The following is a 23,271-nucleotide window of genomic DNA, read 5'->3' on the forward strand; positions in this document are numbered from 1 at the left end:
CGGGCGTATCGAGAAGCGCATACACCACGGCGACAGTCCCCTGTCTTCCATAGGCGCAGGGACCACAGCGGTCCCTGCCGAGGGCAGCTGCCCCGGCTCCGGATGTTGATCACGAAACGGAGCACGTCGTGCCGTATGGGAACGTTCGTCCGTCACTGAGCAGGGCAGGTCTTGCCGCCGGTGTCGCCCTGCTGATGCTGGCCCCCGCCGGGCCCGCCGCCGCTGCACCGGCGCGGGTCGGCAGCGTGCAGAAGGCGATGGAGGAACTGGCCAGGACTCCTGGGGTGGTGGGGGTCGTCGGCGGGGCCTATGTCGACGGGAGGTCCGTCGGGCTCGGCAGCGCGGGGTCCCGGTTGCTGGACGGCAAGGGCGGGAAGATACCCCCGAACTCCCGCTTCCGGATCTGGTCGCAGACCAAGCAGATGGTCGCGACCGTGGTGCTGCAGCTCGTCGAGGAGGGCGAGTTGGGCGTGGACGACAAGCTCGGTGACCTCCTTCCGGAGGTGGTGGAGAAGGACCTGGTGCAGCGGGCCGACGAGGTCACGGTGCGGCAGCTGCTCCGGCACACCTCCGGCGTTCCCGACTGGTACGCCGACAAGCCGAACCCGGACGGGAGCGAGGGGGACCCCGCGTTCGACGTCTTCGACTTCACGACCCCCTACCGGCCGCTGGACCTGGTGGCGTGGAGCCGTGACCGGCCCCGGACCGGGGAGCCGGGTGAGAAGTGGTCGTACTCCAACACCAACTACACCCTCCTCGGCCTGATCATCGAGAGGCTGACCGGCCACGACCTGGCCACCGAGCTGCGCACGCGCCTGTTCGGCCCGCTCAAGATGACCAGGACCTACCTCATGGCCGAGCCGCCGGACGGCGTCAGGGGGCCGCACGGCCACGGCTATTACCCCGACGCCGACGGCACGCCGCGCGACGTGGACCGGTTCAACGCGAGCCTCACTGGGGCGCCCGGAGGGGCGGTCTCCACCGCGCACGACGTGAGCGCTTTCAACCGGGCGTTCACGCAGGGCAAGCTCCTGCCGCCGGAACTCCAGCGCGTCCTGACCGATCGGCTGCCCAGCGCCCCGCGCTCCCGTAGTGAGGGCCGCGGCCGTTGCGGCGACGACCTCTACATCACGGGTGGGGCGGCCCCCGGCTCCATCGCCATGACCTTCTACTCGGAAGACGGCCGTCGCCAGTTCGCGATGTCGTTCACCCTGAGCGTCCAACCGAGCGCCGTGGAGGTCGACGCGGGCAAGGCCGTGGAGAGCGTCTTCTGCCCGTCCCCCTGAGCGGCAAAGCCGCGGCCCTCGCACCTGACGGCGGCTTCGCCGCCGCACGGATCCGATCCGCACGAACTCGGCCCCTTCCGCACGCACTCGGCCCCTGGAGCCACCTCGTGCGCCCCACCGGCTGGAGCCCGCGGCGGCTTCCCGCTTCAATGGGACAGGGGCGGGGTCCCGGACGGCCACGCAGCGGGCCGCGGCGGGTGCGCCCCACGTCCCAAGCCGCACACCGCTCGCCGCACACCGCACGCGCCACGCTTCACGCACCATCGACGAGCCGCCGGATCCCTTACGGGCCCGCCCTGCCCGCTCACTTCGACGGGGAGAAACCACCGTGAAGGCCATCGTGCAGAACGTCTACGGCTCCGCGGACACACTTCACGTACGGGACGTCGACCGGCCCACCCCCGCCGAGGACGAGGTCCTGGTGCGCGTGCACGCCGCGGGCGTCGGCCCCGACGTCCTGCACGTCATGACCGGGCTGCCCATGATGATCCGCCCGCTCTTCGGACTGCGGAGGCCCAGGAATCCCGTACGGGGGTGGGACGGCGCGGGACGCGTCGAGGCGGTCGGCGCGAAGGTGACGGGCTTCGCGCCCGGCGACGCGGTGTACGGGCACCTCGACGGCTCCTTCGCCGAGTACGCGCTCGCCAAGGCCGAGAAGATCGCCCCCAAGCCCGCGAACGTGACCTTCGTGCAGGCTGCCGCCGTGCCCGTCTCCGCCGTCACCGCTTTGCAGGCCCTGCACACCAAGGCGGGACTGCGGGCCGGCCAGCGGGTCCTGGTCATCGGCGCGTCGGGCGGGGTGGGCAGCTTCGCCGTCCAGCTCGCCGTCGCCCACGGCGCGGAGGTCGTCGGCGTCTGCGGGGGCCGGGCCGCCACGTTCGTGCGCTCCCTCGGCGCCAAGACCGTCCTCGACTACGCCCGCCAGGAGATCACCGACACCTCACACCGTTACGACGTCGTGGTCGACGCCGCCGGCAACCGCCCCCTGCCCGTGCTGCGCCGCGCCCTCGCTCCGCGCGGCACCCTCGTGCGCGTCGGCGGCGAGGGCGGCAGCCGCTGGTTCGGCGACACCGGCACCCAGCTGCGGATGGCCCTGCTGACCCGTTTCGCACGCCACGACCTCCGCGGCCTGCTGGCCGTCGTACGCCGGGCCGACCTGGTCACCCTCACATCCCTGATCGAGAGCGGCACCATCACCCCGGTCGTCGACAGCACCTACCCCCTGGCCGAGGCCCCGGCAGCCGTCCGCCATCTGGAGCGCGGCCACCCCCGGGGCAAGGTCGTCCTGACCATGGCACCCGACGCCGCCCCACCGTGAGGCGGACGTGCGACTCAGGCGAACGGGTCGCCCGCCACCCCGCTGAGGCGGACCAGACCGGTCTCGCCCGCGTCGGCGACGCGCACGTACAACGTGTAGGCCGAACCCGTCTGCTCCGCCCTGGCGCGCGACCAGGCCAGCACCTCCTCGACGTCGGCGCCCGTCACCTCGTACTCGTCCGACGCTGCCCGTGACCGGTCCCAGAAGTACGCCCGGTAGGTGGCGTCGTCGTGCTCCCAGGCGGTGTCCCGCGGATCCACTGCTCGTACGTGCATGGGGCAACCGTATCGGCAGGGCTCGCGGGCGGGCCGGGGGCGTGGTGCCGGTGCTCGGGAGCCGGACGCGCTCTAGGCCTTGGAGTCCGGCTTCCACTCCTCGGCGAGCAGCCCGAGCAGCACCTCGTCCAGGAACTCGCCCATCACCCAGGCCGAGGAGCGCAGCACGCCCTCGCGGGCGAAGCCGTTGCGTTCGGCGGCGCGGAGCATCGCGGCGCTGTCGGCCAGTGTCTCGATCTGTACCCGCCGCAGACCGCGCACGGTGAAGGCGTAGTGGCACAGCACCGCGACCACGTCGGTGCCGTAGCCCTTTCCGCGGGAGGACGGCAGCAGGGTCACGCCGATGTGCGCGGAGCGGTTGTGGTTGTCGATGTGCCACAGCTCCGCGGAGCCGACCAGCGTGCCGCTGTCCAGCTCCACCACGGAGAACGCGGCGAGCCGCTCGTCCTCGTCGTCCACGACGACCTTGGCGGCCGTGGAGCCGGGCGTGATCGGCCGCCACGGCCGGGTGTCGGCCCGCGAGTGGTTGGCCACGTCGTCGTACAGCTCGGCCTGAAGAATCGGGATGTCGTCCTCGTGTCGAGCGCGTAGCCCGACCTTGCCGCCCTTGAGCATGGACGTTTCCTATCCGACCGGAACGACCAGCGGCAAACGAATATCTGGCCGTCACGGCCGGTGCCCGACGGCCGCGGTGCGCGAGGGCCCGGGCCGGCGCTGCGCGGGTGTGGACGTGGCCGGTTTTCGGCCGAGCCTGGACAAACCTTGGACAAACCTTGAATCGCGCGGCCAGGGTAGGCGAGGAGGCCTGCGGGACACCGCCCGGCGGTCGTCGCGACGCTCCGGGCCCGCCGGAGGTGCGGCCTGACGGCACAGCGGCGCGCGCACGACGCAGGTCACGGGGGCAGGAGGTGCGGTGTGGCGACGGCCCGCTTCGTGGTGCTGGGAGACATCGAGGTCACCGAGGACGACCAGCCGCTGAGCATCGGTCACATGCGGCAGCGCGGGGTCCTCGCGGTGCTCCTCGCGGACGCCAACCACACGGTCTCCGTCGATCAGCTGGCCGACCGCATCTGGGGCGACCGACCCCCGCGACGGCTCCAGTCCACGCTCTACAGCTACCTGTCCCGACTGCGCCGGGCACTGATCCGGTTGGAGAAGACCGGGGTGCGCATCGACAAGGAGCCGGGCGGATACCGGCTCACCGTCGACCCCGCGGCCGTGGACCTGCACCGGTTCCGCGACCTGGTCGCGCGGGCCAGGGCGACCGAGGACCGCGAACAGGCCGCGGACCTGCTCGCGCGGGCGCTCGGCCAGTGGCAGGGCGAGGCGTTCGCCGGCCTGGACACGCCCTGGTTCAACGCGCTGCGCACCACCCTCGCCCGGGAACGCCTCGCCGCCGAGCTGGACCACAACGACCTCGCCCTGCAACAGGGCCGCCACGGCGAACTCCTCGCCGAACTGACCGCACGCGCCGAGGCGCACCCCCTGGACGAGCGCCTGGCCGGTCAGCTCATGCTCGCCCTGCACGGAGCGGGCCGCGCCGCCGACGCCCTCGGCCACTACCAGCGCGTCCGGGAACAGCTCGCCGACGAACTCGGCGTCGACCCCGGAACCCCCCTGCGGGAACTCCATCAGCGCATCCTCACCGACGACCCGGAACTCGGCCTGCCCCGGCCACCGGGCGGACCGGCGTCGCCCACCGTCCCCGTGCCCCGCCAACTGCCTCTGTCCCCAGGCGTGTTCACCGGACGCGGCGACGAACTCGACCAACTCACCAAGGCGCTTGGTGAGACCGTGGTGATCTCCGCGATCGGCGGGTCCGGCGGCGTCGGCAAGACCTGGCTGGCCGTGCGCTGGGCGCACGAGAACACCCACCGCTTCCCGGACGGGCAGCTGTACGTCAACCTCCGCGGCTTCGACCCGACGGCGGAGCCGATGCCCGTGTCCACGGCGGTACGCGGCTTCCTCGACGCGCTCGGCGTCGACGCGGACGGCATCCCGCCGCACCTGGACGGACAGACCGCGCTCTACCGCAGCCTCGTCGCCGAGCGCCGCATGCTCGTCGTCCTCGACAACGCCCGCGACGCCGACCAGGTCCGCCCGCTCCTGCCGGGCAGCCCCGCCTGCACCGTCCTGATCACCAGCCGCAGCCGCCTGACCGCCCTCGTCGCCACCCACGGCGCCCGGCCACTGCCCCTGGACGTCCTCGACCGCGTCGCCGCACACCAACTCCTCACCAGCCACCTCGGCATGCCCCGCGTCGCCGCCGAACCCGAAGCCGTCAGCGCCCTGCTGGACCACTGCGCGGGACTGCCCCTGGCCCTGGGCATCGTGGCCGCCCGCGCCGCCACCCACCCCGACTTCCCGCTCGCCACCCTGGCCGCCGAGCTCAGCGAGGCCACCGACCGCCTCGACGCCCTCTACGCCGGTGACCTCACCGCCAACCTGCGCACCGTCTTCGCCGCCTCGCACCACGCCCTCACCCCGCAGGCCGCGACCCTGTTCGTCCTCCTCGGCCTAGCCCCGGGCCCCGACATCAGCCTCGCCGCCGCGGCGAGCCTCGCGGCCGTACCCGTGCCCCACGCCCGCACCCTGCTCGCCGAACTGGAGGGCGCCCACCTGGTGCGGCAGGACCGGCCCGACCGCTATCACGTGCACGACCTGATCCGCCTGTACGCGTGCGAGGTCGCGCACCAGCAGCTCGGCGAGGACGTCGAGCCCGCCTTGGACCGGCTCGTCGACTTCCACCTGCACAGCGCGTACGCGGCCAACCGGCTCCTCGACGGCCCCCACACGCCGTTCATGGTCCAGCCGGAAGCCCCGCCGCCCGGCTGCGCCCCACAGACTCCGGCCGACTTCGCGGCGGCGCTCCAGTGGTTCGACGACGAACACGCCTGCCTGCTCGCCGTGCAGTCGCTCGCCCTGGCCACCGGTCGACTCCGGCAGGTCTGGCAGCTGGCCTGGACCCTCATCTCGTACCACCAGGGCGGCTACCACCTGACGGAGTACCTCGCCGTCTGGCGCACCGCCCTCACGGCCGCCGAACAGCACGGAGAAACGCCCGCGCCCAAGGCCCTGGCCCACTGGCGCTACGGCCACGCCCGCTCCCTGACGGGCGACCATTCCGAGGCCCTCGACCACCTGGGGCACGCCCTCGTCCTGGCCGAGCGCACAGGCGACATCGCGGGCCAGGCGCACATCTGCCGCACCCTCGGCCGCGTCTGGGAGCAGAGCGGCGACGACGAGCGCGCCCTCGAACACGCGGTGCGCGCCCTCGGCCTGTACCAGCGCCTGGACAACCCGTTCTGGCAGGCCAACCAGCACAACGCCGTCGGCTGGATGCACGCCAAGATCGCCCGGTACCCCGAGGCGCGCACCCACTGCGAGCAGGCGCTGCGTCTCTACCAGGAGCACGCGAGCCCCGCCGACGCCGCCTCCACCCTCGACAGCCTCGGCTACATCGCCCACCACTGCGGGCAACTCCCCGAGGCCCTCGGGTACTTCGAGCAGGCGCTGCCCCTCTTCCGGGAACGCTCCGACTCCTCGAACGAGGCCGACACCCTGGCGAACCTGGCCGAGACCCACCACGCCCTGGGCCACGCCACCGCGGCCCGCGAGGCGTGGCAACAGGCCTTGACGCTGTACGAGTCCCAGAACCGCCGCACTCAGGCCGAGTGGGTCCGGAACCGGTTGCGCTGAAGCGGCAGGAGCCGGGCGCCCCCGCACCTGCCGTTCCGCTACGGCCTCACCGCCATCGCGTCGATCTCGAAGAGCATGCCCGGGAGCGCGAGGGCGGCGACACCGCTGAGGGTCTGGGCGGGCAGCCGGTCGCCGAAGCGCGCGTGCAGCGCCTTGCCGAGGGCCTCCAGCTTCTCCCCGTCGTGGTCGACGATGAAGCTGCCGAGGCGGACCACGTGCTCGTATCCGAGACCGACCCCCTCCAGCGCCGACCGCAGCCGGTCGAGGGCGAGTTCCACCTGGGAGGCGAAGTCGCCGGGAACGGGGGCGCCGGAGCTGTCGGAGGCGTACTGGCCGGCGATGAAGACGAGTTCGCCGGGTGCCGAGACGGCGTGGCTGTAGCCGAACGGGGTCGGGTCGTGGAGGGTGGCCGGGTTGGTGATGGTGCGGTGATCATCAGTCATGTCTGCTCGAACGTGCGTGCAGGTCGAGTCATTCCGCGTCCGCGACGACGTGTCGTGCGGCGACGCAGGGTGTGGCGACGGGGTACGTGAGGACGCGGTGCGCGGTGCCGCGGGGTGCGGCGAGCGCGTGCTCACGGCAGGCGTTGTGCTCGTAGGACGGTGTCGTGGGTGTGGTGGGTGCCGGTGGGGGCCGGGGCGGCACGCGGGCGGGTCTCGTTGGTGAGGACGTGCCAGGTGGGGTCGAGGAGCCGGGCGATGTCGTCGGGCTGGTAGTAGTCGGCCGGGTCGAGGTCCGCGCCCTGGTGCCGGGCCAGGTCGGCGGGGGAGTGGGTGGCGAAGAGCAGGGTGCCGCCCGGGGCGACGGCGTCCAGGAGGCCGCGCAGCGCGGCGTGGCCCGGCCGCCGCCGGAGCGGGAAGTACTGGACGGTCACCAGGTCGAAGGCGCCCGCCGGGGGCGGCGTGGCGGTGAGGTCGGCCCGCGCCCACGCCACCCGGCCCTCGATGTCGGCGGCAGCGGCAGCGGCTCGTCGCAGGGCCACCTCGGAGATGTCGACCGCGGTGACCTGCCAGCCACGCCGGGCCAGCCAGCGCGCGTCGGCCCCTTCACCGCAACCGACGTCGAGCGCCCGTCCCGGCGGTAGGCCGCCGGCCTCGGCCACGAGCACCCCGTTGGGGTCACCGCTGAACACCTGCTCGCGGCCGCGATACATCTCGTCCCAGTGCTGGACCGTGCCGTACGGCTTGTCGTCGCTGCCGACCTGGGGATTTCGGGTCATCGTGACCACCTCCGACGCCAAGGTGCGCCCTCGTCGGCAAGCGGACAACGTTCTTTGCGGAAAACGCAAAACGCGGGCACGGTGGACCTGTGAGCGATGACGTCGACGCGGTGCTGGCCGCGGTCGGGCCCCGGCTGCGCGCGTTGCGCCGTCGCCGCGGCGTGACCCTGACGGCCCTGGCGGAGACCACCGGCATTCCGGTCAGCACGCTGTCCCGGCTGGAGTCCGGTCACCGCAAGCCGGGCCTGGAACTCCTCCTTCCGCTGGCCAGGGCCTACCAGGTGCCGGTCGACGAGTTGATCGGCGCTCCGGCCGACCTCGACCCCCGGGTGCGTCCGCAGCCGTTCACCCGGAACGGCATGACGGTCGTCCCGCTGACGCGCAAGCCCGGCGGACTCCAGGCGTACAAGCACATCCTGCCCGCCGGTCTGACCGAAGGACGCGAACCCGACCCCCGCTCGCACGAGGGCTACCACTGGCTGTACGTCCTGCGCGGCCGACTCCGCGTCGTGCTCGGCGAGAAGGACTTCGTCCTCGCCGAGGGCGAGGCCGCCGAGTTCGACACCCACCTCCCGCACTGGTTCGGCAACGCCGACGACCACCACGTGGAGTTCTTCAGCATCCTCGGCTCCCAGGGCGAACGCGTCCACATCAAGGCCCGCTTCCGCCCTGACGACGACCGTGCCCTCTGATCAGCCCCGGAGGCGTACGACTCGGGGCGCGACGGCCACCCGGCCAGACCTCCGCGTCAGCACGTGGCGCGGTAGGACAGATCCGGCAGATACGTCCGCCAGTCCCGCCGCGACAGCCCCGAACCCGCCCGCTCGCACACGGCGCCGAGCACACGCGCGGGGTCGAGCGCGTACTTCTGCGACGGCACGTGCGAGCCGCCCGCGTACAGCGTCCTGCCGTCGGGGCCGAAGGCCAGCGCCGTGATCGTGTCGCCGGGCGTGGGCAGGGGCGACCCCAGCGGCCTGCTGGAGGGGACGTCCCACAGCTGGAGCGTGCCGGAGCTGGTGGCCACGGCGAGCGTGGTGTTGTCGGGGGAGAAGGCGAGCGCGCGGACCGCGTCGTCGTCCGTGGTGGGCGCGGTGTCGGAGTCGGCGGCGGTCAGGACGGCTCGGCGGGTGCTTCCGGTGCCGTCCCAGATGGTCACGCGGCCGTAGGCGTCGCCCGCGGCCAGGTACTGCCCGCCGGGGCTGAACGCCAGCTCGCTGGTCAGGGTGCCGCTGAGCGATGTGCGCACGGCTTTGCCGGTGCGGGGGTCGGCGATGGCCTGCCAGGAGGCGATCCTGGCCGCGTCCCGTCGTACCGCGAGGTCGCCGGAGATGCCCGACAGCGTCCTGACCTTCCTGGGCCGGCCGCCGGTGCGCAGGTCCCACACCTCGGTGGTCTCGCGCATCGTCGTGCGGCCCAGGAACAGGCGGGAGCCGTCGGCGCTGAGCACGAGGCCGTCCAGACCGCTCGCGCCCATCTCGGCCGCGTCCAGGTCGACCACCGCGTGCTCACGGCCCTTCCGGACGTCCCACACGCTGACCCGATCCTGGTCCGGTGCCCTGCCGTCGCCCAGCTGCCGTGCCTGCCCGTAGGCGAAGTACCGGCCGTCGGCGCTGAACGACATGAGGTCCGCGCACTCATCGGACCCCGGCGAAACCACCCCCGGTTCGGCCGGGCCCAGCTCCTCGTCCGGTGGCATGTCGTCGGGGTCGGGCGCGGGTTCTTCCTCGGCCGCCCTCGGGCAGGGCTCGACGGGCGGCGCGAAGACGGTCCGCCCACTGCGGGTGTCCACCAGCCGCAGGTCCTTGCCGCCCTTCGCGTGCCGGACGACGGCCTGGGTGCGGCCGCCCGCGGCCAGCCGCCCCTGGGAGAAGTACTCCTTGCGCCAGGCCGCGTCGACCGCCGACTTCACGCTCAGCGAGTGCACGACCGTCCTCGACTCGTTGAAGTAGCGCACGGCGCCCGCGCTCCGGTCGAACTCGAAGCCCACGGACGCGCTGCCGACGGTGGCACGGCGCGCCACCGGCGCGTCCGGCGAGGCAAGGCGCCACACCTCGACGCCGTCCGGCGTGGACGCCACCGCGAACTCGCTGTCCGCGCTGAACCGGACGTCCTCAAGGCCTCGGCTCGCCACCCGCGGTGCCTCGCGCCCGCTGCGCAGGTCCCAGCGGCGGATCTCACGGCTGGTGACGCGCGCCAGGTGCCTGCTGTCCGGGGTGAACACGAACGTGGCGTCGCCACAGTCGAACCGCTTCTTGTCGACGGTCAGCCAGGAGCGCTTGAGCCGCGCGCGCCGGGCGATGTCCCAGACCTCAAGAGGGCCATCCTCACCGCAGCGGGCCAGCAGGCGGTCGTCCGCGCTCAGCGCGAAGCTCTCGGACTTGTACGAATGCCGCTGCTTCATGGCCAGCAAGGCGCGGCCACTGCGTACATCGAAGAGCTTGCTGTATGCGACGTCCGTGCCCTCCGCGGTACGTGAGGCCCTCTCACCCTCCGCCGTACGTGAAGCCCTCTCGTCCTCAACCACACGTGAACCGTCCGCCCCTGCGGACATGCCTGAACCGCCCGCCCCTTCCGACGCGGTCGAATCGCCCGCGCCCTCCGGCACCAGCTCCCCGCCCGCGCCCTCCACCGGGTCCCCGTCGTCCACGTCGTCCCCGTCGTCCACGTTCCACACCTTCAGCGCCACCCGCTCGCCGCCGGGGGAGAAGGTGACGCTCGGCAATTCGGTCGCGGGCAGGCGGCTGAGCACACGCCCGGCGCGGACGTCCCACATCACCGTGGCCTCGGTCAGGCCCACGGCCAGCGTCCGGCCGTCCGGGCTCACCGTCACCTCCGGACCGTCCGCGGCCAGCTTGCCGAGCCCGGGATACACCCGTGCCCTCGGCCGCAGTTCCCGCAGGTCCCAGGTGCGCACACGCTTCGCGGACGCCGCCACCAGAGTCCGCCCGTCGGCGGTCAACTCGGTCGCCACCAGCTCCTCCCCGGCGCCGGGGAGGGAGAAGGACGACACCTCGTTCTGCGTCATGGCGCCGAGCAGCGCCGAGCGGGTCTCGGTGGACTCCGCGAGCCGCCAGGCGGCGACGCTCAGCCGCATCGCGGTGACCGGGTCGTGATCGCGCATCGTGGCGGCCGCAGCGGCGATGCGGCGGGCCTCCGCCTCAACGTGCCGCCGCTCGCTCGTACGGCTCTCCCGCCACGCCATGGCACCGGCGAGCACCGACAGGACCACCAGGATCGCCAGCGCACCTGACAGGGCGCGGCGACGGCGCCGCGCACGCGTGCGGGCCTGTCGGCTCGCCGTGAGGAACGACAGCTCCAGCCCGGTCAGGTCCGCGCCCCCGCCGCCGTCGGCGGTGAAGTGCTCCGCCGCCGTGGTCAGCCGGGCGCCCCGGTACAACGCGCCCCGGTCGTGGGCCAGTTCCTCCCAGGTGCGGGCCGCCTCCGTCAGGTGGCGGTGGGCACGCAGCCGGTCCCGGTGGGCGTCCACCCAGGCCCCGAGGCGGGGCCAGGACGTGATCAGGGCCTCGTGGGCCAGGTCGACGGTGTCGTCGTCGAGGGTGATGAGCCGGGCCCGGGCCAACACGTCCACCACGGCGTCGACCTCGTCGCGGTCACCGAAGTCGAGTTCGGCGCGCCGGATCGGACGCCGGGTGTCCTGGGAACCTTCCCCCGGGGCGATCAGCCGCAGCAGGATCAGCCGCGCCAACTCCCTGCGACTGTCCGACAGCCGGGCGTGGACGTCCTCGGCGGTGCGGGCGATGGCGCCGTGGAGGCCGCCCGTGTCCTCGTACCCCCGCAAGGTCAGCGTCCGGCCGCGCCGACGCCGCCAGGTCTCGCGCAGCGCGTGGGAGAGCAGCGGCAGCGCCCCCGGCTCGCTCCCGGCCTCCTTCACCAGCCGGGCCGTCAACTCGCGCTCCACGATCAGCCCCGAGACCTGGGCGGGCTTCACGACCGCCTGCCGCAGCTCGGCCGCCGACATCGCCGTGACCAGAAGACCCGCCTCGGACAACACCTCCGCCAGAGCGCGGTGTTCGGCGCAGCGGCCGTAGAAGTCGGCCCGCACACCGAGCACCACCCGCAACCGGCTCTCGGGCCTCCGCGCCGCCAGGAGTGCGTCGATGAAGGCGGCCCGCTCCCGCGGATCCCGGCACAGCGTGAACACCTCCTCGAACTGGTCCACGATCAGCCAGGTGTCACCGTCCCCCGCGGCAGGCGTGAGCACCTTCGTGTGCGTACGCGAAGGATGCTCGCCCGGTGTGAGGATCCGAAGCGCCGCAGGACGCTCCACCGTGTCGTCGGCCCGCCGCAGCCGGGGTATGAGCCCCGCCCGCAGAAGGGACGACTTGCCGCCCCCGGAGGGACCGAACACCACGGTGAAGCGGGACGCACGGACGCGCTCGACCAGGTCCTCGGTCAGCCGCTCACGCCCGAAGAACAGCCCCTCGTCACCCGGCTCGTAGCGCGTCAGACCCCGATACGGCGACTGCCCGGCAGCACCGTCGTCCTCGTCCAGCGACTCCTCGGCCTGCTCCCGTTCCACCTCGCGCCAGCGGCGCTCCCACTCCTGCGGATCGGCCCCACAGGCCCGCGCGTACGCCAGCGCCACCGCGAGCGACGGCAGTTTCTCCCCCGCGGCCGCCTGCGACAGCGCCGTCACCGAGTAGCCCACCTGCTGCGCCATCACGCGATACGACGGAGCTCCCGCCTCCTGCCGCACCTTGCGCAACTCCACCGCGAACCGGGCCACCGGCCCGTCCGTCGGATCGAGCGGCTTTTCCCGACGCCCCACCCCACGCCCCCTGTTCCGTTGATGAACCGTGTCAACCTACGAGCCGCCGCCGCTCCCAGCAAGGAACGCGGCGGCCCCGCGCGGGTCACGCGAAGCTCCCGTGCCGACCCCCACGTGATTGTTCACCAGCACGGAAGCGGGGTGCTGAAAAACGCCGCACGCTGTGAACTCTTCGTCATCAGCACGGCAACGGCCCGCCTCGGCGCGGGTCCTGCCGCGCTCTCGATCCGCGGGTTCCACAGACCTCTCCACCGGGGTCGGCCCGCGGAAGGGGAGGGACGGGACATGTCTGCATCGACGAAGCCGCGCACTCGCTGGCGCAAGGCGGCCACGAACATCGGCGTCACCGGAGCGTTCGCGGGACTCGTGATCGGCGGAGCGTCGTCCGCCGGCGCCGCCGGCGCGGCGGCACAGGACGAGAAGAGCCCCCGCTCGGCGAGCGCAGGACCCTTCGCCTTCCATGGGGCGTCCGGCAGCGGCAAGGCCAGGATCAGCGGGAAGTACCAGTACTGGTACGCGGGCTCCGTCCACGGCCGTGCCTTCTACGACGGCAAGTTCTCGGGCGCGAGGGCTCAGGACCGGGCGGCGGGTGACGGCTACGAGGCGGTCCTGGCGCTGAAGTACGACGAGTTCAACGGCGGCAGGTGGCGGACGGTCAAGAACCGCGTGGCCGTGGTCAACAGCACCAAGTCGTGGTCGTTCAGGGGCAAGGACAAGGTCGTCGCGTACGCCTGCGACCGCAAGGTCGGGACGACGAGGCTCCTGAACTGCAAGCCCTGGAGGTTCTGACCGACGGCCGGGTCTCCGGCCGCCCGTAGCTGTCGCGCAGGGGTCTTTGCTCTACAGGGGTGAGCAAAGACCCCTGCGCACCCGTGTCCCGGAGGGCGGCGAGGCCGAGGACCGGCGCACGAACACCTCACGGTCGGCCCTCACGGACCTCGCGCCGGCCCGCACCCGCGCTGTCCACGCCCTGGGGCACCACGATGAACGCCGTGCCGTTGGCCAGGTCGACGCTGGAGCGGGGCGGCGCACCGTCGCCCTCGTCGTCCCGCAGCAGCAGCTCCACCCGCCGCTGCTCCATCTCGACCGTCTTGTTGCCGTTCACGACGGCCGTGAACTCGTCGAAGGCCGTGTTCGACAACGACCGCCCCGTGCGCCTGCGCAGCCACGGGATGAGCCCCAGCCCCGTGAACCATCGCCACACGCTCTCCACCAGGGCGAACAGGACCAGTTGGCAGACGAACGCCGGGAACGACAGGAGCCAGATCGTCACGGAAGGACCCCGCCGGAAGTTGTCGCGGGCGCCGTGGCCGTCCCGCTGGTCTGACTGATGGTCATGGGACGACCTTGCTGGATCCGCGGCGCACGGGGATCGGACCTGCGAATGATCCGCATCCCCCGTACGGCGGAGGCGCTGTCACGGGAGGGCACCACCGGACCTGCTCCCCGGCCCACCGCCCCGGCGACGGATACGGCCTACACGCTGTTGGGGGTCGGCGCGCTGCTGCCCGTGTAGGAGGGGAGGTCGGCCACCAGCTTGGTGAGGGCCGGGTCACCGGCGTAGCGTCGCGCGTGCAGGTCGGCGATCTTCCGGGAGATGTCGGGGTCGTCGCTGTCGGTGGTGTCGTACGAGACGAAGGACTCCACCAGCGGCAGACCGATCCGGTCGGTGCGGGCGTGCGAGGGCGCCATCAGGTACTCCCAGTAGCCGTCGAGGTCCTCGATGACGAAGACGGCGCCGTACTCGAACTCGCCGCCGATGTCTCTGCCGACGACGTACCGCGTGACCGCGTCGATCGACTCACCCTGGTCGCGCAGGCTGGCGAGCGCCTCCTCGCGCTGCCGGGCGGTGGCGGTCGTCTTGAAGGTGAAGCGGTTGTGGTGGTAGATCATTTCTCTCCCTCGGTGGTCTGCGGATGGCCTGCGGGGTCCGTGGTCGGTGCCGACCAGTAGCCGAGCAGTGCCGTCACCGCCTGGTCGGCCAGGCGCAGGGCGCGGTCGAAGCCGACGTCCTCGATCGCCCCGATGCTCGCGAGGCCGTGCAGTGTGCCCCACAGCAGGTCGCAGGCGTCCTCGACACTGTCCGGCTCGGCTCCGGTCTCGGCCGCCCACGCCCTGATGAGTTCCCTCGTGAAGGCGATCACGTCGTCGGCGGCGGCGCGGCGGGTGGAGGCGTCGACGTCCGTGCCCGGCGCGCCCGACATGAGCTGGTACACGCCGGGCCGCGACCGGGCGAACTCCAGATACGCGACCGCCGCCAGGTGCGGGCCCCGTGCCGCCGGTTCACCGGCCACCGCGGCCCGCAACCGCTGCGCCAACTCGCCGTTGACCCGCTCAAGCAGCGTGTGCAGTACGGCCTCTTTGCTGGGGAAGTGCTGGTAGATCACCGGCGCGCTGTAGCCGATCTCGGCGGCGATCCGCCGGATGGTCACCGCCCGCCAGCCCTCGGTCTCGGCCATCCGACCCGCTGTCTCCAGGATCTCGGCGAACGTCCGCTGCCGTACCTCTTCCCGCTTCCCCACCACGAACTCCTAACGATGTTAGAAAATCTAACGCTGTTAGCATTTCGCGCGCCCCCGAACCTGTCAACCCGGTCAGTGGGATCCGTGTCCACCCCGCGCCGGAGCGGGCAACTGCGGGCCGGCCCGTAGCATGAGCGCCATGCGTGAGTTCTTCACAGTCGGTCAACAGCGGTTGTCGTTCCTCGACTTCGGCGGTCCGGGTCTTCCGCTGCTGGCGTTCCACGGGAACTTCAACGAGGCCGCGGTGTTCGGCCCGCTGGCGGAGGCACTGGCGCCGCAGTGGCGAGTGATCGCCCTGGACCAGCGGGGACACGGCGAGTCCGACCGCGCCGAGAGCTACGAACGGGCCGACTTCGTCGCCGACATCGCGGCTTTCCACCGTCACCTCGGGTTCGGTCCGGTGCCGATCCTCGGTCACTCCCTGGGCGGCGTGAACGCCTACCAGTACGCCGCCCGGAACGCGGACCAGGTCACGTCCCTCGTCGTCGAGGACGTCGGCGCCGTCGTGGACATCGACTGGAGGTTCACGGCCCAACTTCCGCGCAGGGCACCGTCCCGGGAGGCGTTGGCCTCGGCCATCGGCTGGACGGCGCCCTACTTCGCGTACTCGATGCGCCAGTTCGACGACGGCTGGGGATACTCCTTCGGCATCGACGACACCGTCCTCACCCAGAAGGCCCTCACCGGCGACCACTGGAGCGACTGGGAGTCGGTGACCTGCCCGACCCTGCTGATCCGCGGAACGGACAGCGAGGTACTGGCCGAGGCCCACGCCCAGGAAATGATCGCCCGCCGGGGCGGCCGGGCGCGGCTCGCGGAGATCGCGGCCGGACATGTGGTGCATCACGACGCCCCCGACGCGTTCGCCGCGACCGTGCGCGCGTTCCTGTCGCACCAGCCGGAACGGTAGAGGCTCCCCGCCCGTCCCCGCACGTTCCGGCTTGCCTCTGCGTCCCCCGTTCGTCTCCGCGCGCCTCTGGCGATTCCGCCGCCGGGCGCCGACTTCGCGCCAACATCCACCGACCGGGCGGATTCCCGACACCCCATCGGAGTCCACCCCGTTGTCCCTGGCGACGATCACCGCCCGCCATCCTGTCTGCGGCGGGCGGTGCCATGCGCCCAGAAGGGACACTCCCAGCTCATGACCTCACGGCACCACCTCGGCCGAAGCGCCGCTGTACTGACCGCCGCCCTCGCCTTCACCACGGCGACCACCGCTCTCACCGCGACCGCCGCCGACAGCGCCCACAAGACCGGCAAGCACACCACCGTGACCGCCGCCGCGCCGCGCGCCGGTGCGGGGTCGGCCCAGGATGTCCCGGACGGCGGCTGGGAAGGCGACGGGCTGCGCCTGAGCGCCGAGGAGAACCGCAAGGTCGACGCCTACGTCGCGCGCGCCCGCCAGGCCGAGCCGGCGATCACCCGTGACGTGCGGGCCGCCGCGCAACTGAGCGGGGCGGATCTCATCGGGTTCGAGCACCGCCTGAAGTCGCCCGACTCGCTCAAGCGGAAAGTCGCCACCGACCTCAAGGCGTACCCCGAGAACACCGTCGACGAGGCGCTCGCCCGCCTCAACGACGCGGTGCGCTACACCCTCCAGTGGCCCGACGACGAGTACGTCAGCGGCGCCACCCTCGCCTCCCAGGTGCTGTCCGCATGGGGCAACGACACCACGAAGTGGAGCAACACCTGGGGGCGCGCCCAGGGCTACAAGGGCCTCAACACGGGCTGGCGCGCGCCTGATTCGCGGCAGCGCTTCGAGGTGCAGTTCCACACCCCGGCGAGCAAGTACGCGCAGGAGGAGACGCACAAGCTGTACGAGGAGCAGCGGCTGCCCACGACCAGCCCCGAGCGCAAGAAGGAACTCCAGGCGCAGCAGAACGCGCTGTTCGCCGCAGTGCCGGTGCCGGACGGCGCCCCCGAACTCGCAGCGCCCGCGCCTGCTCTGGCCCCGGTCCCGGCCCTGACGCCTGTGGCGTGAGTCCCGCGGTGTGAGGCCCGGCTCGGCCGCACCGCCGTCAGAGCCCCCTGTTGCCGTGCGCCGATGTCAATGATCAAGAAGGTCCAAGTGACCTTCGACTGCGCAGAACCCGAGCGTCTCGCCCGCCTCTGGTGCGAGGTGCTCGGGTACGTCGTACCGCCGCCTCCAGAGGGTTTCGCCACGTGGGACGACTACAGGCAGTCGCTGCCGCCGCAGGAGCGGGATTCCTGTGAGCATCGTGCCGGTCAGGCAGCTGGACGGGTCGGTTCCGCGGGGCGTGCGGGTTCGGTCTGTTCGGTGTGTTCGGCGGGGTGTGCTGCGGCAGTCGCCCGACGGGGGAGTGGTCCGAGGTGCTGTCGCGAGGGGATGCGGCGGCCCTGGCCGAGGGCGATTCCGGCGATGACGATCGTCGCCCCGACGGGCTCGTTCCAGGAGATGGCCTCGCCGAGTACCGCGATGCCCAGTGTCACGCCCACCACCGGGGTGAGGTAGGTGACGGTCGAGGCGCTGGTGGCGCCCCACGCGGCCACGACGTCGGTGTTCCACACGTACGCCAGCCCCGTACCGGCCACACCCAGCGCCGCGACGCTGAGCACGACGTTCCAGGACAGCTGGACCGCCGCGGTCGCGGTGAACGGTGCGAGCAGCAGCATGACGGCCGCCCCGAGACAGACCTGCACCGTCGCCACCGGGACCGCCGACAGGCCGCGGGGCGAGACGAACCGGCGGATGTACACGAAGGCCAGCCCGTAGGAGAGCGTCGCCAGCAGGCACGCCGCCTGAGCCGCGCCCTCGCCCCCGGAGAATCCGCGCCAGGGCCCGAGGACCACCACGACTCCGGCGAACCCCAGGACCAGACCGACCAGTTGGGCCCGGTTCGGGCGTTCACCGGGCAGCGCGACCGACGCGATGAGCAGCGTCATCAGGGGGGTCGTCGCGTTGTAGATGCTGGCGAGCCCCGACGAGACGTGCAGCTCGGCCCACGCGAACAGCGAGAACGGCAGCACGCACAACAGCACCGACACGACCGCGAGGTGCCCCCACACCGCCGCGTCCCGTGGCAGCCGCTGCCGGGTCACCACCGTCACCGCGAGCAGCGCCACCGCTCCGGCCAGCATGCGCCCCAGCACCACCTGAGCGGGCGAGAGCCCCACCAGGCTGACCTTGATGAACAGAAAGCTCGCCCCCCAGGCAAGCGCCAGCAGGAGGAACTGGCCGAGCACCGCACGCGAACCTTCCGCCCTGGGCCGAGTCATGACGTACTCCCGTGCTCCTCGCGCTCCGACACAGCAGGGAGCTCACGGCATCGACGCGGTGGCCGACGGCTTCGCAAGGTCCACGGTTCTGTGGGTCAGCGGCCCGCAGCGAGCCGCACACGTAAAGGCTCGCGTGCTTACGGGTCGATCACCGGCGGCATTCGGACATCATGTTCGCGTAACGGCACCTGACCTCAGGCACCCGACGTCAGGCGCCCGACCTCAGGCACCCGACCTCAGCCACCTGACACCGAGCACCCGGCGGGGAAGCTAGGCGCCCAGCGGCGCGAGCACCGCGTCCACCACCCGCAACCGCCGCTCCCGCGACCATTCCTCCGCCGCCTCGAACCCGGCCATGACCAGCCCACCGACGAGGACATCGACGACGTCCGCCTCGTCAGGACCGCCGACCAGGCGCCGCAGCTCGGCGTCCCACCAGTGGTTGAACGCCTCCAGCTCGGCGCGTACGACCGGCTCGGTCCGCGCTCCGAGGACGATCGCCAGCCAGATCCGCCGCGCGTCGGCTCCGGTGTCGAGCACCGCCCACTCCACCAGCGCGCGCAGGGGACGTTCACTGTCGGCGAGCAGCTCGGTGATCTGGGCCTGCCGGGCCTCGACCTCGTGGCGCACGGCGATCCGGATCAGCTCGTCGCGGCCGCGGACGTAGTGCGTGACCTGCGATGTGGAAGCGCCGACGGCCGAGGCGACGGCCCGGATCGTCGCTTCGCGGAAGCCGCGCTCGGCGGCGATCTGCAGGACCGCGGCGCCGATGTCGCGACGGCGGGCTGTGTGGTCGACCTGACGGGGCACCCAGCCACTCTTGCACGCCCCGCAGTCTTCGTGCAACGCTCGTTGTAAAACAACTGATGCAAAAAAGGGGGGGAGTGGAGATGCCTGACGCAGTCGTCGTCGGCGCCGGCTACGCGGGGCTGTGCGCCGCACGCAGGCTCCGCACGGCAGGACTCGACGTCCTCGTCTTGGAGGCGAGCGACCGCGTCGGCGGCCGCACCCTCACCGCACGGCTCCCCGGAGGCTGGGCCCTCGACCTCGGCGGCCAGTGGATCGCCCCCGCCCACACCCGGTTCGCCGCCCTGGCCCGCGCCTACGACGCGAAGACCTTCACCGGCCACACCCAGGGCGACAACGTCCTCCTGTCCCGGACTTCGCCCCGCCGCTTCTCCGGCCGGCTCCCTCCGCTGCCCCCGCACGCGACCGCGGTCCTCGCGCTGGCGCTCTGGAACCTGGACCGCCTCACCACCCGCACCCTCACCACCGCCCAGGCGGAGCGTCTCGACTCGACCACCGTCGCCACCTGGCTGCGCCGCCGCCTCCCCGTGCCCCAGGCCCACCGCCTGGCCGAAGCGATCCTGGGCGCGGAACTGTCGGTCGACGTGGCCAGCGTGTCCATGCTCGCCCTGATCACCGCCATCCGTGGCACCGGCGGAGTGAGGGCGGGCACGGAAGCCGAGACGACGGCCGCCCTCTTCGTCGACGGCGCGGACGGCCCCGCCCGGTCCATCGCCGCCGAACTCGGCGACGCGGTCCGCCTCGACACACCGGTGACATCCATCCACGACACCGGCGACGACGTGCACATCGCCGGCGTACGCGCCGCACGCGCGATCGTCGCGCTCCCACCACCCCTGGCCGGCCGCATCCACTACACCCCGGCCCTGCCGGCCGCCCGCGACCAGCTGACCCAGCGCACGCCCATGGGCGCGGCCCTCAAGACGTTCGCCGTGTACGACACGCCCTTCTGGCGCGGGGACGGACTGTCGGGCCTCGCACTCGACCTCGACGGCCCCATGACCTTCGACGCCTCACGCCCGGGCGGCCCCGGCCTCCTGTGCACCCTGGCCAACGGGCCCGCGGCCAGGCGCCTGACCCGCCTCGACCCGGCTGCACGCAAGGCGGCGATCGTCCGGTCCCTCGTCCGCGGATACGGACCCCGCGCCGCCCACCCCGTCGACTGGCACGAGAAGAACTGGTCCGACGACCCGTACTGCCGGGGCGGATACAACGCCTACTTCCCCCCGGGAGTCCTCACCACCGTCGGCCCCGCCCTGCGCACCCCCGTCGGCCGCGTGCACTGGGCCGGCAGTGAGACCGCCACCGAGTGGGCCGGCTACATCGAGGGCGCGATCCGCTCGGGCGAACGGGCCGCCGACGAAGTCCTCCAGGCGGAGACGAGGTTCCGGGACCGCCTCGTCGTACCGGACTGACCGGTCCTTGACTGACTCGCACCCGGGGGCAGGTGACACGATCCGGGCGCGGAGAGGTCATCGCAAGAGCCACCCGCCCGCGGGATACCGCTCACCGCATCCGGACCGGGCAGGCCACAGCACCTGGGCTGGTCAGGGAACCGTTCCTCCGCGCCCCGCGTGAGAGGTTGGTGTGTTGTCGGCTGGTGGCAGAGTGACTGGAGGGACCGGGATGAGAGCGCGAACGTGGGTGAATGTGGCGGTTTCGGCGGGCGTGGTGCTGGTGGCGTGCGCGTGCGGCCCGGACAAGTCGAAGGACGACGCGGACACGAAGCCGTCGCGGCCGTCCGCGTCCACGGAGCAGAAGGAACCGTCGTCCACACCGTCCGAGTCCGCACCCTCCAAGAAGCCGTCGGCCACCCCGAGCGGCGTCCAGCCCGCCCCCAGGACGAAGAAGGGCGCGATCGAGCGCTACGAGCAGTACCTCCACGCCCTCGGCCGTGAGGACGTCGACACGGTCTGCGAGGTGGCCGGTCCCGCCGCGAAGAAGGCGGAGGACGAAGGCGCGGGCCCCTGCAAGTCGTCGTACGCCACCGTCTTCAAGATGATCTCGCCCACGCAGAAGAAGGCCCTCAGGACCGCGACGGTCGACCCGCAGCGCGTCGTGGTGCGCACACCCGCCAAGATCGAGATGCCGGTCGCAGCGGTGAAGTCCTCCGCCACGTTCTCCGAGAGCGACCTCGGCAGCTACACCCTGGAGTATCTGAAGAAGGACTGGTACATCACCGACTGAACCCGACCCGCCGTGCGCGACCCGGCCAGGGAGTCATGCCGGGGCCGGCAGCTCCATCAGGGCGAGCTCGGCCGGGTCGATCACCGCGGTGACCTCGGTGATGCGGCCGTCGACGACGGTGAAGGCCAGGACGGACGCCGGGGTGCCGTCTTCCTTCCAGGAGATGACGCCGGGGCGGCCGTTGACGGTCGCTGTACGTCCATGAGCGGCGCCGCCGGCCACACGCGCGCGGGTGGCGACCTCGGTGGCTCCGAGCGTGACGAACTGACCCTGCGGCGTGTGGACGGTGAACTTCACCTCGGGGTGCAGGACTTCCAGAAGCCGCTCGAACTCGCCGTCGCGTGCGGCGGCCAAGAAGGCGTGAACCACCTCGCGTTGCTGCCGTGCGGTTCCGACGGGCGGCTCGCCACCTTGTACGTTCCGGACCTTCCTGCGGGCGCGGCTCGTGAGCATCTTGGTCGCGTCGGCGGACTCGCCGAGAATCGTGCCTGTCTCGGCGTGGGGCACGGTGAACACGTCGTGCAGCACGAACGCCAGGCGTTCGTCCGGACGCAGCGAGTCCAGGACGGTGAGGAGCGCGAGGCCGACGGAGTCCCCCAGCTCCACGAGTTCTTCGGGGGCGGGGGCGTCGTTGAACACCACGGTGCATTCGGGCCCCTGGTCGTCGAGGCCGACGTGCGGGCGGTTCCGGCTTGACCGCAGCACATCGAGGCTGATGCGGCCGACCACGGTGGTCAGCCAGCCGCCGAGGTTGTCGATGGCGCCGGTGTCCTGGCGGGAGAGCCGCAGCCACGCCTCCTGGACCACGTCCTCCGCGTCGGCGTGCGAGCCGAGCACGCGAGGGGCGACGGCGCGGAGCCGGACGCGGTGGGACTCGAAGGCCTCGGAGATCGGATCCACGGGATGGGCCTCAGACACGTTGTTACCTTCCCTCCTGGCCTGACATCCGGCGGGGCTGCCTCGTCGGATGTGCAGGGACGCACACGGTCCCGCGAACAGCCGCCTCCGTTCCTGTGGGGGAGCGGTCAGGCCCGAGATGGGGAGATGACGATGAAGGCCCGTATGGACTTCCATGGCAACGCGATCGGCGCCAAGCACGTGAAGTACCTCGTGTCGGCGGGCCAGGCGCTGCTGGCCACGTCGCTGCCGAAGGCGACGATGGAGCTGGTGGCTCTGCGGATCAGCCAGATCAACGGCTGTGGGTTCTGCGCCGACATGCACACCAAGGACGCCGCCCACGCCGGGGAGACCCCGGTGCGCCTGAACCTGGTGGCGACCTGGCGGGAGGCGACGGTCTTCTCCGATTCCGAGCGCGCCGCCCTGGAGTTGGCGGAACAGGGCACCCGCATCGCCGACGCCGCGGGCGGCGTCAGCGATGCGGCCTGGGCGGACGCGGCCCAGCACTACGACGAGGACCAGCTCGTCGCCCTGGTGTCGACGATCACGCTCATGAACGCCCTGAACCGCTTGAACGTGATGATTCAGCAGCCCGCGGGGGACTACCAGCCGGGTCAGTTCGGATAACCGGCAGCACCCCGATCGCCACAGGCGGACGGTCGGTGCACAAGGGAAAACACTGATGGCCGGAGCCCATTCCTTGGGCTCCGGCCATCGGCACGGAAAAGAAGCGAACAACCGACATTCAGTCAGTCACTGCTCCTGTCACCCGGGGCGGCGGAAATCATCACCGCTCCGGGATGTCATATGGGGATACTCGAATGGGTGCGGAATTGCGGGTGTGGTGGCGGGAGTTGGGGTATTATGGATGGTGTGCATGCCGGGTGAGTGAATTGTCGTGCGGGAGGTTCTGAGATGTCGGAGAGGGTCCGCGACTTCGGGAAGTACGGTGCTCGTGGCGTCAAAGGCCATGAGGCCGTCGCGCGTCAGCTCGATGCTCTCGCCGGCTATTTCACCACGCCCGTGACCTCTCGC

At 72.0% G+C, this 23,271-nt stretch carries 21 protein-coding genes and 2 pseudogenes; 12 read left to right on the forward strand and 11 right to left on the reverse strand.

Annotated elements, in window-relative coordinates:
• The first annotated feature begins 128 nt into the window (after positions 1 to 128).
• Entirely contained in the window at positions 129 to 1,286 is a 1,158-nt protein-coding gene (locus OO63_RS04520) for a serine hydrolase domain-containing protein (RefSeq protein ID WP_157853942.1), read from the forward strand.
• Positions 1,287 to 1,614: 328 nt separating this feature from the next.
• Positions 1,615 to 2,604: an NAD(P)-dependent alcohol dehydrogenase gene (locus OO63_RS04525; RefSeq protein WP_030356607.1), complete on the forward strand. Its 990-nt coding sequence runs from the start codon at positions 1,615 to 1,617 to the stop codon at positions 2,602 to 2,604.
• Between the two features lie 14 nt (positions 2,605 to 2,618).
• Here the strand turns inward: OO63_RS04525 and OO63_RS04530 are convergent, their stop codons facing one another.
• Together OO63_RS04530 and OO63_RS04535 are read right to left on the reverse strand one after the other, a co-directional pair.
• Positions 2,619 to 2,879 carry a hypothetical protein gene (locus OO63_RS04530; protein WP_063750356.1) on the reverse strand — a complete coding sequence of 87 codons (261 nt, stop codon included), beginning with the start codon at positions 2,877 to 2,879 and terminating at the stop codon, positions 2,619 to 2,621.
• A gap of 72 nt (positions 2,880 to 2,951) precedes the next feature.
• Positions 2,952 to 3,494, reverse strand: a complete 543-nt coding sequence (locus OO63_RS04535; RefSeq protein ID WP_030356609.1) for a GNAT family N-acetyltransferase — start codon at positions 3,492 to 3,494, stop codon at positions 2,952 to 2,954.
• Positions 3,495 to 3,794: 300 nt separating this feature from the next.
• Between OO63_RS04535 and OO63_RS04540 the strand changes: the two genes are divergently transcribed.
• Complete coding sequence (locus tag OO63_RS04540; RefSeq protein WP_030356610.1) at positions 3,795 to 6,578, forward strand: AfsR/SARP family transcriptional regulator; 2,784 nt, start codon at positions 3,795 to 3,797, stop codon at positions 6,576 to 6,578.
• Between the two features lie 38 nt (positions 6,579 to 6,616).
• Here OO63_RS04540 and OO63_RS04545 read toward each other — a convergent pair whose 3' ends face one another.
• The gene (locus OO63_RS04545; protein ID WP_030356611.1) at positions 6,617 to 7,021 is read right to left on the reverse strand and encodes a RidA family protein; all 405 of its coding nucleotides are present in this window, start codon (positions 7,019 to 7,021) and stop codon (positions 6,617 to 6,619) included.
• Positions 7,022 to 7,152: 131 nt separating this feature from the next.
• Positions 7,153 to 7,797 (reverse strand): class I SAM-dependent methyltransferase, encoded by a 645-nt coding sequence (locus OO63_RS04550; protein ID WP_051810558.1) that lies wholly within the window; start codon positions 7,795 to 7,797, stop codon positions 7,153 to 7,155.
• A gap of 89 nt (positions 7,798 to 7,886) precedes the next feature.
• On the opposite strand from OO63_RS04550, the gene OO63_RS04555 reads away from it, so the two are divergent.
• Positions 7,887 to 8,489, forward strand: a complete 603-nt coding sequence (locus OO63_RS04555) for a helix-turn-helix domain-containing protein (protein ID WP_030356613.1) — start codon at positions 7,887 to 7,889, stop codon at positions 8,487 to 8,489.
• A gap of 56 nt (positions 8,490 to 8,545) precedes the next feature.
• Here the strand turns inward: OO63_RS04555 and OO63_RS04560 are convergent, their stop codons facing one another.
• The gene (locus OO63_RS04560; protein WP_030356614.1) at positions 8,546 to 12,586 is read right to left on the reverse strand and encodes an nSTAND1 domain-containing NTPase; all 4,041 of its coding nucleotides are present in this window, start codon (positions 12,584 to 12,586) and stop codon (positions 8,546 to 8,548) included.
• A 285-nt stretch (positions 12,587 to 12,871) separates the two neighbouring features.
• On the opposite strand from OO63_RS04560, the gene OO63_RS04565 reads away from it, so the two are divergent.
• Complete coding sequence (locus tag OO63_RS04565) at positions 12,872 to 13,375, forward strand: hypothetical protein (protein WP_030356615.1); 504 nt, start codon at positions 12,872 to 12,874, stop codon at positions 13,373 to 13,375.
• A 127-nt stretch (positions 13,376 to 13,502) separates the two neighbouring features.
• Here the strand turns inward: OO63_RS04565 and OO63_RS04570 are convergent, their stop codons facing one another.
• From OO63_RS04570 to OO63_RS04580, 3 genes are all read right to left on the reverse strand, one after another.
• Complete coding sequence (locus OO63_RS04570; protein ID WP_051810533.1) at positions 13,503 to 13,859, reverse strand: DUF6191 domain-containing protein; 357 nt, start codon at positions 13,857 to 13,859, stop codon at positions 13,503 to 13,505.
• 203 nt (positions 13,860 to 14,062) lie between these two features.
• Positions 14,063 to 14,479 (reverse strand): Dabb family protein, encoded by a 417-nt coding sequence (locus tag OO63_RS04575; protein ID WP_030356617.1) that lies wholly within the window; start codon positions 14,477 to 14,479, stop codon positions 14,063 to 14,065.
• Entirely contained in the window at positions 14,476 to 15,108 is a 633-nt protein-coding gene (locus tag OO63_RS04580) for a TetR/AcrR family transcriptional regulator (RefSeq protein ID WP_030356618.1), read from the reverse strand. The genes OO63_RS04575 and OO63_RS04580 overlap by 4 nt, the downstream gene beginning before the upstream one ends.
• Before the next feature lie 139 nt (positions 15,109 to 15,247).
• Between OO63_RS04580 and OO63_RS04585 the strand changes: the two genes are divergently transcribed.
• The 3 genes and pseudogenes from OO63_RS04585 to OO63_RS45285 all read left to right on the forward strand — a co-directional run.
• Positions 15,248 to 16,018 (forward strand): alpha/beta fold hydrolase, encoded by a 771-nt coding sequence (locus OO63_RS04585; RefSeq protein ID WP_030356619.1) that lies wholly within the window; start codon positions 15,248 to 15,250, stop codon positions 16,016 to 16,018.
• 231 nt (positions 16,019 to 16,249) lie between these two features.
• Positions 16,250 to 17,089, forward strand: coding sequence for an ATP nucleotide 3'-pyrophosphokinase (locus OO63_RS04590; RefSeq protein ID WP_106983271.1), 840 nt, complete (start codon positions 16,250 to 16,252; stop codon positions 17,087 to 17,089).
• 63 nt (positions 17,090 to 17,152) lie between these two features.
• Positions 17,153 to 17,317, forward strand: a pseudogene (locus OO63_RS45285) (VOC family protein); the annotation flags it as partial.
• Positions 17,318 to 17,334: 17 nt separating this feature from the next.
• Here OO63_RS45285 and OO63_RS04595 read toward each other — a convergent pair.
• Together OO63_RS04595 and OO63_RS42025 are read right to left on the reverse strand one after the other, a co-directional pair.
• Positions 17,335 to 18,345 (reverse strand): DMT family transporter, encoded by a 1,011-nt coding sequence (locus OO63_RS04595; RefSeq protein WP_078618909.1) that lies wholly within the window; start codon positions 18,343 to 18,345, stop codon positions 17,335 to 17,337.
• 270 nt (positions 18,346 to 18,615) lie between these two features.
• Positions 18,616 to 19,155 carry a TetR/AcrR family transcriptional regulator gene (locus OO63_RS42025; RefSeq protein ID WP_051810535.1) on the reverse strand — a complete coding sequence of 180 codons (540 nt, stop codon included), beginning with the start codon at positions 19,153 to 19,155 and terminating at the stop codon, positions 18,616 to 18,618.
• A gap of 80 nt (positions 19,156 to 19,235) precedes the next feature.
• Here OO63_RS42025 and OO63_RS04605 point away from each other — a divergent pair, with 80 nt between their 5' ends.
• On the forward strand, positions 19,236 to 20,567 hold the full coding sequence (locus OO63_RS04605) for a flavin monoamine oxidase family protein (protein WP_051810536.1): 1,332 nt from the start codon (positions 19,236 to 19,238) through the stop codon (positions 20,565 to 20,567).
• Between the two features lie 211 nt (positions 20,568 to 20,778).
• Entirely contained in the window at positions 20,779 to 21,339 is a 561-nt protein-coding gene (locus OO63_RS04610) for a hypothetical protein (protein ID WP_030356624.1), read from the forward strand.
• A gap of 33 nt (positions 21,340 to 21,372) precedes the next feature.
• On the opposite strand, the gene OO63_RS04615 is transcribed toward OO63_RS04610, so the two are convergent.
• Positions 21,373 to 22,257 carry a sigma-70 family RNA polymerase sigma factor gene (locus tag OO63_RS04615; RefSeq protein WP_030356625.1) on the reverse strand — a complete coding sequence of 295 codons (885 nt, stop codon included), beginning with the start codon at positions 22,255 to 22,257 and terminating at the stop codon, positions 21,373 to 21,375.
• Between the two features lie 132 nt (positions 22,258 to 22,389).
• On the opposite strand from OO63_RS04615, the gene OO63_RS04620 reads away from it, so the two are divergent.
• On the forward strand, positions 22,390 to 22,863 hold the full coding sequence (locus OO63_RS04620; protein WP_030356626.1) for a carboxymuconolactone decarboxylase family protein: 474 nt from the start codon (positions 22,390 to 22,392) through the stop codon (positions 22,861 to 22,863).
• A gap of 288 nt (positions 22,864 to 23,151) precedes the next feature.
• Positions 23,152 to 23,271, forward strand: a pseudogene (locus OO63_RS46585) (transcriptional regulator); the annotation flags it as partial.

The organism is Streptomyces alboflavus, from assembly GCF_000716675.1.
GTDB lineage: Bacteria > Actinomycetota > Actinomycetes > Streptomycetales > Streptomycetaceae > Streptomyces > Streptomyces alboflavus.

What these genes read in the sequence shown, in the direction of transcription:
- OO63_RS04620 (WP_030356626.1), top strand. Translation starts at nt 22,390, where the DNA reads ATGAAGGCCCGTATGGACTTCCATGGCAACGCGATCGGCGCCAAGCAC.
- OO63_RS04605 (WP_051810536.1), top strand. Translation starts at nt 19,236, where the DNA reads ATGCCTGACGCAGTCGTCGTCGGCGCCGGCTACGCGGGGCTGTGCGCC.
- OO63_RS04530 (WP_063750356.1), bottom strand. Translation starts at nt 2,879, where the DNA reads ATGCACGTACGAGCAGTGGATCCGCGGGACACCGCCTGGGAGCACGAC.
- OO63_RS04595 (WP_078618909.1), bottom strand. Translation starts at nt 18,345, where the DNA reads ATGACTCGGCCCAGGGCGGAAGGTTCGCGTGCGGTGCTCGGCCAGTTC.
- OO63_RS04550 (WP_051810558.1), bottom strand. Translation starts at nt 7,797, where the DNA reads ATGACCCGAAATCCCCAGGTCGGCAGCGACGACAAGCCGTACGGCACG.
- OO63_RS04545 (WP_030356611.1), bottom strand. Translation starts at nt 7,021, where the DNA reads ATGACTGATGATCACCGCACCATCACCAACCCGGCCACCCTCCACGAC.
- OO63_RS04575 (WP_030356617.1), bottom strand. Translation starts at nt 14,479, where the DNA reads ATGATCTACCACCACAACCGCTTCACCTTCAAGACGACCGCCACCGCC.
- OO63_RS04590 (WP_106983271.1), top strand. Translation starts at nt 16,250, where the DNA reads ATGACCTCACGGCACCACCTCGGCCGAAGCGCCGCTGTACTGACCGCC.
- OO63_RS04610 (WP_030356624.1), top strand. Translation starts at nt 20,779, where the DNA reads ATGAGAGCGCGAACGTGGGTGAATGTGGCGGTTTCGGCGGGCGTGGTG.
- OO63_RS04535 (WP_030356609.1), bottom strand. Translation starts at nt 3,494, where the DNA reads ATGCTCAAGGGCGGCAAGGTCGGGCTACGCGCTCGACACGAGGACGAC.
- OO63_RS04585 (WP_030356619.1), top strand. Translation starts at nt 15,248, where the DNA reads ATGCGTGAGTTCTTCACAGTCGGTCAACAGCGGTTGTCGTTCCTCGAC.
- OO63_RS04565 (WP_030356615.1), top strand. Translation starts at nt 12,872, where the DNA reads ATGTCTGCATCGACGAAGCCGCGCACTCGCTGGCGCAAGGCGGCCACG.